The sequence below is a fragment of the Arthrobacter sp. CAN_A214 genome (assembly GCF_015751955.1).
Taxonomy (GTDB): Bacteria; Actinomycetota; Actinomycetes; order Actinomycetales; family Micrococcaceae; genus Arthrobacter_D.
Window position 1 is genome coordinate 101584 of the sequence record NZ_JADOUU010000001.1, and the last position, 11759, is coordinate 113342.

The 11759-nt window shown below is 65.2% G+C and carries 12 protein-coding genes; 6 read left to right on the plus strand and 6 right to left on the minus strand.

Features of this window, described 5'->3' with window-relative positions:
* Window positions 1-114 precede the first annotated feature (114 nt).
* Window positions 115-969 carry a PHP domain-containing protein gene (locus IWX65_RS00415; RefSeq protein ID WP_196880516.1) on the minus strand — a complete coding sequence of 285 codons (855 nt, stop codon included), beginning with the start codon at window positions 967-969 and terminating at the stop codon, window positions 115-117.
* A gap of 135 nt (window positions 970-1104) precedes the next feature.
* Here IWX65_RS00415 and IWX65_RS00420 point away from each other — a divergent pair, with 135 nt between their 5' ends.
* Window positions 1105-2652 (plus strand): aminopeptidase P family protein, encoded by a 1548-nt coding sequence (locus tag IWX65_RS00420; RefSeq protein ID WP_334683585.1) that lies wholly within the window; start codon window positions 1105-1107, stop codon window positions 2650-2652.
* Window positions 2653-2751: 99 nt separating this feature from the next.
* On the opposite strand, the gene IWX65_RS00425 is transcribed toward IWX65_RS00420, so the two are convergent.
* Window positions 2752-3627: a general stress protein gene (locus IWX65_RS00425; RefSeq protein WP_196880518.1), complete on the minus strand. Its 876-nt coding sequence runs from the start codon at window positions 3625-3627 to the stop codon at window positions 2752-2754.
* A 134-nt stretch (window positions 3628-3761) separates the two neighbouring features.
* Here IWX65_RS00425 and IWX65_RS00430 point away from each other — a divergent pair, with 134 nt between their 5' ends.
* The 4 genes from IWX65_RS00430 to IWX65_RS00445 all read left to right on the plus strand — a co-directional run bounded on the left by IWX65_RS00430 (window position 3762) and on the right by IWX65_RS00445 (window position 8384).
* Window positions 3762-5045 (plus strand): magnesium transporter, encoded by a 1284-nt coding sequence (locus tag IWX65_RS00430; RefSeq protein ID WP_196880519.1) that lies wholly within the window; start codon window positions 3762-3764, stop codon window positions 5043-5045.
* Window positions 5038-5637, plus strand: coding sequence for a DUF1003 domain-containing protein (locus tag IWX65_RS00435; protein ID WP_196880520.1), 600 nt, complete (start codon window positions 5038-5040; stop codon window positions 5635-5637). Before IWX65_RS00430 ends, IWX65_RS00435 begins: the two co-directional genes overlap by 8 nt.
* Window positions 5634-6755, plus strand: coding sequence for an Mrp/NBP35 family ATP-binding protein (locus tag IWX65_RS00440; protein ID WP_334683560.1), 1122 nt, complete (start codon window positions 5634-5636; stop codon window positions 6753-6755). Before IWX65_RS00435 ends, IWX65_RS00440 begins: the two co-directional genes overlap by 4 nt.
* Before the next feature lie 156 nt (window positions 6756-6911).
* Complete coding sequence (locus tag IWX65_RS00445) at window positions 6912-8384, plus strand: glutamyl-tRNA reductase (protein ID WP_334683561.1); 1473 nt, start codon at window positions 6912-6914, stop codon at window positions 8382-8384.
* Between the two features lie 109 nt (window positions 8385-8493).
* On the opposite strand, the gene IWX65_RS00450 is transcribed toward IWX65_RS00445, so the two are convergent.
* The 3 genes from IWX65_RS00450 to sigE form a co-directional block, all read right to left on the minus strand.
* The gene (locus tag IWX65_RS00450; protein ID WP_196880521.1) at window positions 8494-8904 is read right to left on the minus strand and encodes a Sec-independent protein translocase subunit TatB; all 411 of its coding nucleotides are present in this window, start codon (window positions 8902-8904) and stop codon (window positions 8494-8496) included.
* Window positions 8905-8974: 70 nt separating this feature from the next.
* Window positions 8975-9937 carry an anti-sigma factor family protein gene (locus IWX65_RS00455; protein WP_196880522.1) on the minus strand — a complete coding sequence of 321 codons (963 nt, stop codon included), beginning with the start codon at window positions 9935-9937 and terminating at the stop codon, window positions 8975-8977.
* A gap of 6 nt (window positions 9938-9943) precedes the next feature.
* Window positions 9944-10588 carry an RNA polymerase sigma factor SigE gene (sigE, locus tag IWX65_RS00460; protein WP_442859147.1) on the minus strand — a complete coding sequence of 215 codons (645 nt, stop codon included), beginning with the start codon at window positions 10586-10588 and terminating at the stop codon, window positions 9944-9946.
* 256 nt (window positions 10589-10844) lie between these two features.
* Here sigE and IWX65_RS00465 point away from each other — a divergent pair, with 256 nt between their 5' ends.
* Window positions 10845-11483, plus strand: a complete 639-nt coding sequence (locus IWX65_RS00465) for an O-methyltransferase (RefSeq protein ID WP_196880524.1) — start codon at window positions 10845-10847, stop codon at window positions 11481-11483.
* A gap of 52 nt (window positions 11484-11535) precedes the next feature.
* On the opposite strand, the gene IWX65_RS00470 is transcribed toward IWX65_RS00465, so the two are convergent.
* Window positions 11536-11703 (minus strand): DUF3117 domain-containing protein, encoded by a 168-nt coding sequence (locus IWX65_RS00470; RefSeq protein ID WP_081737717.1) that lies wholly within the window; start codon window positions 11701-11703, stop codon window positions 11536-11538.
* Window positions 11704-11759: the final 56 nt, after the last annotated feature.

The following is an 11759-nucleotide window of genomic DNA, read 5'->3' on the forward strand; positions in this document are numbered from 1 at the left end:
CTCCTACCGGGCCTCGGAATCGGGGATGCCCGGTTCTTGGCTATCCCTGGACCGCCGTCGAACGCGATTGCCTCGGCGTTCGCCGTCACTCAGCGCGCGGCGACCACCTCCAGATCAGGACAGGGCGCCTCGGACCCGGGTTCCTGTCGCCGACTGCATGATGCGCTCCAGAGTCTCCTGCGACGTCACGTTCTCCCCCAGGAGGTTCGGTTTACCGCTTCCGTGATAATCGCTGGATCCCGTGACGAGGAGGTCGTGCTCGCGTGCCAGCCGGCGGAGGTCCTCCCGCGCCTCCTCGGGATTGTCGCGGTGGTCGACCTCCAGCCCCAGGAGACCGGCGTCGATCATCTCGTTGATGACAGCGCCCCCGACCACGCGTCCACGGTTGAATGCCGAAGGGTGCGCGAACACGGGCACCCCACCGGCCTCGCGGATCAGCCCGACGGCGGCTGCCGGATGCGGCGCATAATGGCTCACCCAGTAGGGAGAACGGGCCGTGAGGATCCGTTCGAAAGCCTCGCTGCGCGTTCCGACGATTCCCAGAGCTACCAGCGCATCGGCGATGTGCGGCCGACCGACAGTTGCACCCTCGGTGACGAACTGCTGAACCAGTGGCCAGGAAATGGGGAAATCGTCCGACATCAACTCCACCATGCGCTGCGCGCGCGACAACCTCGCGCTCCGCGACTTCTCGATCTCCTCAAGCAGCCCCGGGTGGGTCGGATCATGGAGATAGGACAGGACATGCACGCTGATGCCGGCATCGGTTCGGCACGAAACCTCCATGCCGGGGATGAATACCACTCCGAGCCGGGTCGCGGCGTGTTCCGCCCTCTTCCAGCCCGCCGTCGAATCGTGGTCCGTGAGCGCAACGGCGTCGAGTCCCGCTACCGCAGCGGACTCTACGAGCACCTCCGGGGTCTCTGTGCCGTCCGATACGTTCGAGTGCGCGTGCAGGTCGATTCTCACTCCACCAAATCTACGCCCCGCGCCGTCCACACGGATTCCCACCTCGAGCTGATGTTTGGCTGTCCGGAATGCCGGTGAGACGATAAACACGTGAGTACTGATGATCTGATCTCCGCGTCCCTTCCCGAATCCGGGATTTCTCCGGCCACCAACGACGGCCAGCCCCTGTCCGACCGCAACGAGAACCGGTCCCAGCGTCCGGATTCCGACGCATTCAAGGCATTCATGGCCAGCAGCTGGGCCCCCGAGGATGCCGAGTTGCCGGAGAAGGCTGAAGTTGCTTCCTTCGCCGCGCAACGGCGCAGGGTTGTGTCCGAACGGTTCCCCGGCGAGCGCCTGGTAATCCCGGCCGGTCCGTTCAAGGTCCGCTCGAACGACACCGACTACCGCTTCCGGCCCCACTCCGGCTTCGCGCACCTCACGGGTCTCGGGCTCGACCACGAGCCCGACGCCGTCCTGGTCCTGGAGCCCGTGGAAAAGGGAACCGGCGACGACGGCGGGAACCACACCGCCACGCTCTACTTCCGTGAACTCGCCGGCAGGGACAGCGCCGAGTTCTACGCGAACGCACGCTATGGCGAGTTCTGGATCGGGTCCCGCCTTTCCAGGGCGCAACTGAAAGCCCTGCTGGACCTCGAGACGGCGGACCTCGGTGAACTGGAAGTAGCGATCACCAAGGATGCCGGCGTACGCGAGATCGGCGGCATGGGCATCCGGCTGCTGCGGGAAGTCGACCTGAACGCCGATGCACTCGTCGATACATCCCGAATGAACACCGGAGTCGACCTCGAGAAGGCCGATGCCCTCGACGCCGTCCTTGCGGAAATCCTCTCCGAACTGCGCCTCCTGAAAGATCCATGGGAAGTCAAACAGCTCGAGGCAGCTGTAGCGGCCACGGTCAACGGCTTTCATGAGGTGGTACGCCAGCTTCCCCGGGCAATTTCCCACCCCCGCGGCGAGCGCGTCGTCGAGGGTGCGTTCTTCACACGTGCGCGTGAGGAGGGAAACGACCTCGGCTACGACACCATTGCGGCTTCCGGCAGCAATGCGACGGTGCTCCACTGGATCCGCAACAACGGCACGGTTTCAGCCGGTGACCTCCTGCTCCTCGACGCCGGCGTCGAAGCCGACAGCCTCTACACCGCCGACATCACACGGACCCTTCCGGTGAACGGGGCCTTCACCCCGATCCAGCGGCGTATCTATGAAGCCGTCCTTGACGCCGCCGACGCCGGCTTCGCCGCAGCCCAGCCGGGCCGGAAGTTCCGGGACGTCCATCTTGCTGCCGTCACCGTGCTCGCCGAACGCCTGGGGGAATGGGGACTTCTTCCCGCTCCGCTCGACGACGTACTCTCGCCCGAGGGCCAGCACCACCGCCGCTGGATGCCGCACGGCACGAGTCATCATCTCGGCATGGACGTCCACGACTGCGCGCAGGCCCGCCGTGATCTCTACCTCGACGGCATTCTGACCGAGGGCATGGTCTTCACCATCGAACCGGGCCTCTACTTCAAGAAAGAGGACCTCGCCGTTCCCGAAGAGTACCGGGGCATCGGGGTGCGGATCGAGGATGACATCCTGATGACCGCGGACGGCCCGGTGAACCTGAGCGCTGCACTGCCCCGCGCGGCGGACGACGTCGAAACCTGGATGGCCGGGATCTACAGCACCACCGGCCAATAGGTACACATCGCCCGTGACAGCAAAAGACCCGGGCCCCTTGAAAGGTGCCCGGGTCTTCCGCTGTCACGGGTATACCCCGCCCGGGAGGAAAGTGGTCTCCTACCGCGGATGCGGTGGCGTTCCGGAGTCCGGAACCTGCGTCGAGCCGTTGCCGTGCGCGGGGCTCTCGCTCTGGTCAGGAACAGCGTCCGCAGGGGTGTCGAGCCGTTCGCCGTACTGCGGGCGTCCGTCCGGGAGGTCGGGGAACTGGCCCCGCCGTGGCCCCTCGTAGCCGGGAACGGCGGCTCCGTCGTTTCCGGGCGCCGTTTGCGGGGCTTCACCCGCCGGAGCGTCCTGAACGCCCGTCGGGACGCCCTGGCCTCCCTGACCGACGTAGGGATCGTTCCAGGCCTGCGGTCGCGCTGGCGGTCCCTGTGGCCCGCCGTTCGATCCACCACCCGGCTGGCCCCACCCTGCTGAAGGGGAACCCGGGTGCTGACTCTGCCCGTTCATGGGCAGCTGCTGGAGCTGACGTCGGGCATCGGAGGAAACCTCCGAGTCGACGATGACGTCGTAGCTGGTGGCGATCACCTGGCTGGTCGAGGTGAAGTCCCTCTTCCCCCGCTGGAATGCGTAGGTGATGACACCGAAGAGCAGCCAGAAGACCGCACCGAGTGCCATCGACGAAACGACGGTGCTGACCGCCTCACTCCCGCCGAAAAGGGTGAGGATGAGGCCGACGAAGAAACCGAACCAGGCACCGGTGGCTGCGCTGGCCAGGGCAACCCTCGGATAACTGAGCCGACCTGTCACCCGCTCCACCGTCTTCAGGTCGTTCCCGATGATCGAAACCTTCTCGACGGGGAACTTGTTGTCGGCCAGGTAGTCGACCGCCTTCTGTGCCTCGAGATAGGCGGTGTACCGCCCCACCGCCTCGCCTTTGGGGAGGGTACGGCTTTCATCGCGGGAGGCTGTGCGGCCCAGTTGTGTCGGCATAGTGCCCATTGTTCCCCAGATCAGCGATGGTGGCGCGGTGTATCGCTGGCAGTGAAACGTAATCCCCCTCGGGTTCGGCTACAGGGAGGGCCGCGGATGCGTCGATAGCCGAGCTGCCGAAGTAGCCTAGGCAGGTGAGTACCAATCCAACACGCGTCTTCGTCGCGCGCCTTCTGGGCCTTGACGTGTTCGACCCTTTGGGCGACCGCCTGGGGCGGCTGCGCGACGTCGTCGTGCTTGACCGCGGGCCCGCCCGCGTCCCCCAGGTAGTGGGCCTCGTAGTGGAGGTGCCAGGCAAGAAACGGATCTTCGTCCCCATGACGCGCGTCACCTCCATGGACCCATCGCAGATCATCTGCACCGGCCTCGTGAATCTCCGCCGGTTCGACCAGCGCGGTGCGGAGACGCTCGTCGTCGCGGAACTGTTCGACCGGCGCGTGACCCTCCGCGACGGCAGCGGCAGCGCGACCATCGAGGATATCGCCATGGAGAAGAACCGGGCGGGCGACTGGCACGTCTCGCAGCTGTTCATCCGTCGCGGAGGACAAAGCTCTCCGCTGCGCGGACTGCGGCGCGGGGGCGAGCGCCTCATCATCGACTGGCTGGACGCCTTTCACGGCGAGATGGACGGGCCGCAGGGCGCCACCCAGTTCGTGGCTCAGCATGAGGACCTCAAGGCAGCCGACTTCGCCGAAGCCCTCCACGAGATGAACGACAAACGCCGCATCGAGGTGGCCCTCGAACTGCAGGATGACCGCCTGGCGGACGTGCTGCAGGAACTGCCCGACGACGACCAGGTCCAGATCCTCTCCTCCCTCTCACGGGAGCGTGCTGCCGATGTCCTTGAAGAAATGGACCCGGATGACGCCGCGGACCTCCTCAATGAACTGCCCGAGGATCAGAAGGAGGAGCTCCTGCAGCTGATGGAGCCCGACGACGCCGAGGACGTCCGCCGCCTGCTCGAGTATGAGGAGGATACAGCCGGTTCACTGATGACGACGGTTCCCGTCATCCTTCCCCCCGAGGCGACCGTTGCCGAAGCGTTGGCGCATGTCCGGCGCGAGGAGCTGACGCCGGCCCTTGCATCGTCGATCTTCGTCTGCCGCCCACCGCTTGAGACCCCCACGGGGAAGTACCTGGGCGTCGTCCACATCCAGCAGCTGCTCAGGTATCCTCCTCCGGAGCCGCTGGGAAATATCATTGATACGGATCTCGAGGCAGTGGGTGACCAGGCGAACGTGAGCGAGGTATCCCGGATCCTCGCCACCTACAACCTGAACTCGCTGCCGGTCGTGAATACCGAGGGCCGCCTGGTGGGGGCGGTCACTGTCGACGACGTCCTCGACCACCTGCTCCCGGACGATTGGCGGGCACAGGACGACACACGGGGACCGAAGCGAGGTGAGCGCCGTGGTTGAAAAGATCAGGTCGAGTTCAAGTGGACTCGATACGCCGCGCGAGGCGCGCAACCGCATCCTCCCGCGCCTGCGACCGAACCCGGACCGCTTCGGCAGCGGCACGGAGAATATCGCCCGTTTCATGGGTACCCCGCAGTTCCTCTTCTACATGACGGTCTTCGTCGTGGTCTGGCTGACGTGGAACACCATCGCTCCGGACAACCTGCGGTTCGATAGCGCGGCGCTGGGATTCACCGCGCTGACTCTCATGCTGTCCCTGCAGGCCTCCTATGCGGCTCCCCTGCTGCTGCTCGCGCAGAACCGGCAGGACGACCGCGACCGCGTCTCCATGCGGGAGGATCGCCATCGCGCCGAGCGGAACCTTTCCGACACCGAATACCTGACACGCGAGATCGCCGAGCTGCGCATCGCCATTCGTGAGGTGGCCACCCGCGACTACGTGCGCTCCGAGCTACGCTCGGTCCTCGAGGAGCTCCTCGAAGCCTCGGACGGACAGGACCCGGCTCAGCAGAAGAAGACCCGCAAGAAGGCACCTGAAAATACGGCTTCCCTGCCCCGGGCCCAACAGGGCGGAAGGAACACCGGTCCGTGATCCTCGAGGAGAGGGTCCGCGCCGCATTGGCCGCCGTCATCGATCCCGAGCTTCGGCGGCCGATCACCGAGCTGGGCATGGTGGAATCCATCGTCGTCGGGGCGAACGGTGTGGTTGAGGTTGGCGTCCTCCTTACTATCCAGGGTTGCCCCCTGCGCGAGACCATCACCGCCGACGTCGAGCATTCGGTGGGAGCGCTCGACGGCGTAGGCGCGGTGGAGGTGCAGCTTGGCGTCATGAACGAGCAGCAGCGGAACGCGCTGAAGAATCTGCTGCGCGGTGGTGCAGGGCAGCGCGGCAACCCCTTCACCACGGAAGATTCCCTCACCCGGGTCTACGCGGTCGCCAGTGGCAAGGGTGGCGTCGGTAAATCGAGTGTCACAGTGAATCTGGCAACTGCGATGGCAGCCGAGGGGCTGCGGGTGGGCATAGTGGACGCCGATGTGTACGGCTTCTCGGTGCCCGCCCTGATGGGCATCACCCAGGCTCCCACGCGCGTTGACGAGATGATCCTTCCTCCCGTCGCCTTCGGCGTGAAGGTCATCTCGATCGGGATGTTCGTCAAGACGAATCAACCCGTCGCGTGGCGGGGCCCGATGCTGCACCGTGCCCTCGAGCAGTTCCTGACGGACGTGTATTTCGGCGATCTTGACGCACTGTTCCTCGACCTTCCGCCCGGCACCGGGGATATCGCGATCTCCGTGGCCCAACTCCTTCCTCATTCCGAACTTCTGGTGGTCACCACTCCGCAGAGCGCAGCCGCCGACGTCGCCGAGCGGGCGGGCGCCATGGCCGTGCAGACGGGCCAACGGGTGGTAGGCGTTGTCGAAAACATGTCCTGGCTGGAGCTCCCTGACGGGGAACGGCTCGAGCTGTTCGGCGCGGGCGGTGGTCAGATACTGGCCGAGCGCCTGACGCACACCCTCGGCACCTCCGTCCCTCTCCTGGGAAGCGTCCCGGTGGACGTCGCGTTGCGGCAGGGCGGCGACGCGGGAACTCCCCTGGTCCTCAGCAATTCCACGTCCCCGGCTGCTGAGGAACTTCGTTCGATCGCGCGCGGACTCGCCCGGCGACCACGCGGCCTTGATGGGAGAAAACTTCCCGTTTCGGTGCGGTAGCACCGGGACTTCAGGAAAACCTCCGGGCGGGCGTTGCACACCATCACCAGGAGCACGGTCCGGCCCAAGGATTCCCAAAGGTGTCTGTAGAACTCTTAGCCGTAGACGCAAAGGCTGCGGCTCGAACTCGACGATACGCCCACTGGGGGAATCGAAATGGCTCACATGCTGCGTGTGGCGGAACCCGATATCCAGCAGGCGGAGGACCCGGTATTGCTGGTGCTCGTCGCGAGATACCGGGAGCTGGACCTCGAATCCGCAGCCCGTCTCTCCGCTGTTGCGTCCCGGATAGCTCCGCATCTCTCCGCGAACAGTTCTGCTGTTGCAGGATCGGTGGTCCTGTCCACGTGCAACCGCTTTGAGATCTATTGTGAGATCGGACCCACCTGGGATGTTGACGCTGTCCGCGCCGCCGCACTCGAGGCTGTCAGTCACTGTTCCGGTGTGCCCCTGCTCCAACTGACCACACTCTTCGAGCACATCGATGGACCGTCGGTCGCGGAGCATCTCTTCTCCGTCGGGACCGGCCTCGAATCGATCGTCACTGGTGAGCGGGAGATTGCGGGTCAGGTTCGCCGCGCTCTTTCCGAAGCGCAGCGTGCGGGCACTGCCAGCGGACGCCTGATCCGCCTCTTCGAGGGCGCCTCCCGCACTGCGAAGGAGGTGGGAGTGCGCACGACGCTCAGCACTGCCGGCAGGTCGATTGCCGCTGTAGCCCTCGATCTCGCCACCGCTGGATACGATTCACCGTCCCTATCGGGCACATCAGTCATTATCTTCGGCACGGGGGCCTATGCCGGTTGCGTCCTGGACATCCTCAAGAGCAGGGGATGTTCGAACGTCCTGATTTTCTCCCGGTCGGGCCGGGCACAGGCGTTCGTCACCGCCAGGCAAGGAAACGTGGTGGCCCTGGAAGACCTGCCGGCAGCTGCCGCCGGGGCGGACCTCCTGATCGGTTGCAGCGGCACGGGAGCCCGCGTCAGTGCATCGGAGATCATTCCGGCCGAACGGGAGGAGCACCATCCCCTCACCGTCATTGATCTCGTGCCCAGCCGTGATTTCGACTCCTCCGTCGCGGAACTACCCGGCATCGAACTCATCACCCTGGAGTCGGTCCGTCGCGCTGCTCCGGAAGCGGACGCAGAGACCCTGTGCCACGCCCAGACCCTTGTCCGGCGGGCAGCGCACCGTTTCGCCGAGCAGGAAAGAATCCGCGTTGTCGACGCCGCCATCGTCGCGCTGCGCCGGCACGTCCACCAGATTCTCGACACCGAGATGGAGCGGGCCACCCAACAGCACGGCTGTACGGCCTCGACCGAGGAAGTGAATGCCGCACTGCGAAGGATGATCCGGCAACTGCTTCATGTGCCGACCGTCCGCGCCCGGCAACTGGCGACGGCGGGGCGCCAGGACGAATACACCGCAGCCCTGGAAACCCTGTTCGGAATCCGCCTTTCTTCTGGCAGCGATGAGGAGAGCGGCCGCGAGCCCCACCCCGAACTGGAACCAGTCGTCCCACGGGCGTGCGGGCCGGTACGGGGATCTTGCAGCCGGGCAGGTACGAGTGCATCCGGCGTATGCCCGAGACTGTGCACGGTTCCGGCTCCTGGCGCGAACAACATGGCCTGAGTAGCAGGAAGTTTTTTGACCCGGAGAGCTCGGCGGGGCCGGCACTGAAAGGATCGATGACCCGATTGCAGTTCGCCGCGTGAGACCGTGCCCCGGAGAGATTGAGCCGCTAGGTCGCTTCGACGTCGTAGGGCGCCGGCTGCCCCACGGCGAGCCGCGCGGAGACCGCGCCTGCAGGGGACAGCGAGAGGGCGGCAGGGCCGGTCCGGGGTGAAGGAGCTCCGGCAACGGGAGCTCCACTGCTCACCGGCTTGAAAACATCTTCGATGTCGTCAAGAAGGGCTTCCTTGATGATGCGCCGCGGATCGTACTGGCGCGGATCCAGCTTTCGCCAATCCACTTCATCGAGTTCCGGGCCTACCTCCTCGCGGAGCTGCTCCCGTGCGCCGGAGGCCATGCGGCGGAGCCCCTTGACGAGCCGGGCAAGCTGGGAGGCATACTCCGGAAGGCGCTCGGGTCCAAGAATGAAAACCGCGAGGATCGCCAGGACAACAAACTCGATACCGTTGATTCCCACCACGGGGACAGCCTACCTTTCACCCGAGCACCCGGCTATTTCCTGCGAAAGCCGGGACCGCCTCCGCGGTTCCCTACTGCGCTTGACCAGGGTCGGCCAGAACGCTCAATCCGCGGAGGATTCGAGTCATTGTCGAGTTGTCAGGGCCGTGGGGCGGGGGCGCCAATTGTGCATGCTCCGTTGCAACCAGCTGATTCAGAGTCTGCGGCATCGCCGCTGCCGCCATGGTCGAGACGACCGTGTAGGTCACTGACGGTGAATCGAGCACCACCTGCCATGGCTCCCCCGGATGGACCCACATATCCCGCTCGGTTCCACCGATGTGCTCGAACCCGTCCACCGTCACCGGATTGCCGGTCACCGCGTTGACCGGCGGCGTGTCCCTATCCCCTGCAGAATCCATGCGGCGTTGTTCATAGACGGTGACCATGTCCGTACCCTTGCTCAACACCAGCTCCAGCGTGGGGCGCCCACCCACGGTTCTTCCCTCAGCACTCGTGAGCGCGAATCCCATCGCTTCAAGTTCGGGGCAGTACCAGCCGTTCTCCCTCAGTCGATTCAGCTGCACGGCGTTCAGGACGGCGGGTGTTTCCGGAGCGACGGATTCCCAACCGGTTCGGAGGGCACTCGCCGCATCGGTTCCCGCCACGGGCGCCGCGCCGCCCTCCACCCCCACCACGTAGGCACCCGTGAGTATTGCTGCGCTAGCAGCCGCGACTCCACCGACAGCCACCAGTGGGGTCCGGCGGGCCGAAGGCACTGTCCTCCGCGCCCCACGGTGCAGTTCCGTGGCCGACGCGCCCACGGCTGATGACCCGCTGGAGTGACTGCTTGTCCTGTCGAATATGCGGCCGGAGAGATCCCCGGGAAGCTCCGGGGCATCGGTGCGGGCAAGAAGCGAACGGAGACGTCGGTGCTCGTCGATCAACTTGGCGCAATGGGAGCAGCGTAGAAGGTGTTCAGCAACGGCGGCCCGCTTCCGCGGCTCGAGCTCCTCATCAGCAAAGTCCTGCAGGAATCGCTTGGGGTGACGCATCGCGGCCTAGCCCACACCTGCCACTCGCGGCATCGAAAGGGCCGGTCCATTGCTACTGGGCTTACGTGGATCCCGATGGGCCAGCTTTTCCCGCAACATGGTCCTGCCGCGGTGGATCCGCGACCTTACGGTTCCGAGTTTGACGTCCAGGACCCGGGCCACCTCGTCATAGGCGAGACCCTCGAGATCGCACAGGACAACAGCGGCCCGGAAATCCGGGGGGAGCTCTTCCAACGCTGATTGCACGTCGATGTCCAGGTTGTTGAACTCGAAGCTCCGCTCGGGGCCGGGATGTTTGCTCGGGAGACGGCTTTCGGCTTCATCAGTAAGGCCGTCGAAGCGGATGCGTGTCTTCCTGCGTGCCTGGTCCAGGAAAAGGTTGGTGGTGATGCGGTGCAGCCAGCCGTCGAGCGTGCCGGGCTTGAAGTTCGCCAGTGACCGGAAGACACGGACGAAGACTTCCTGGGTGAGGTCCTCGGCATCGTACTTGTTGCCGGTGAGCCGATAGGCAAGCCGGTACACCTTCGGTGAATAGTCGACCACCACTTCTTCCCACGATGGCGCCACCCAAGGGGTCTCCTCGCCGCTGACGGGCAATGCCGAATCGGGTGCTGGGACCGTCGTTGCTGCTGCCGTGTTCACGGTAGACATCATCTTCCCCTTCTCGCCAGGAATCCTGGGCTGCCGCGGCGGTCGAACGGCCCGCGACCAACAACTTATGTGGTTACCAAGGATTCGTGGCCGCCTTCGACACGGATGTCCCAATGAAAAATTCTTTCGCAGGAAGCTGTGAAGTAGCTGGAAAGATCCGGGGGACCCGCCCACCCAGTAGTCTTATCAGCGGGCTTGCGCCCGGGATACCAGATTCCGCCGGTATTTCCTCCAGGACATCGACAGAATGGACGCCATGGCCGCCGACAAACTAAGCAGCTGGTCCTATACCGAAGGCCTGCCGGCTGAGGATGAGGTGCTCCTCCGGGCCAGGGACAGGTCCCACGAACTGGGAGTCACCCCTGTTTCGCAGGGAGTCGGGGCTGCCCTGACCGTCCTCGCAGCGGGCTCGAAGGCACAGACGGCCGTTGAGGTCGGTGCAGGAGCAGGAGTTTCCGGCGTATGCCTTCTCCGAGGACTCGGGCCGCAGTCGGTGCTGACCACGATCGATTCCGACGTCGACCACCTCCGCACGGCCCGCGAAGCCTATGCAGAAGCGGGTGTGCCGAGCAACCGCACGCGCACGATCTCCGGCCGCGCCGCGGACGTTCTCCCCAGGTTGACCGACGCCGCATATGACCTCGTCTTTCTTGACGCGGACAAATCCGGGCTGCCCCTGTACGTCGACCAGGCCGTCCGCCTGCTCAAGCCGGGCGGGATGCTGATTGTCAACGACGCACTCGACGAGGACCGCGTTTCCGACCCCGCAGTCCGCGAGTCCTCAACGAACGTGCTTCGTCAGGTAGGACGGGTGGTACGGGACAACGATCAACTGCTGTCCACGGTGCTGCCGACCGGAACGGGTCTACTCCTTGCAGTGAAGCGGCGATCCTAGCCAGTTGTCGGGCCAGCGGCCCGTGGCGCGACCAGCCGGGTAATCCGTCCGGTCAGCCGGTCACCGTCAGGAGGCAGTCCTTCAGTTTTCCTGCCTCTTCGGCGTTCAGTTCCACGACGAGTCGGCCTCCGCCGTCGATCGGAACCCGCATGATCAGGCTGCGGCCCTCTTTGGTGACTTCCATCGGCCCATCGCCGGTTCGCGGTTTCATGGCAGCCATAAGGAGTGTCCCTTTCAACAATGCGTGTCGGGTATCCGGCAACGCGACGGTAAGCG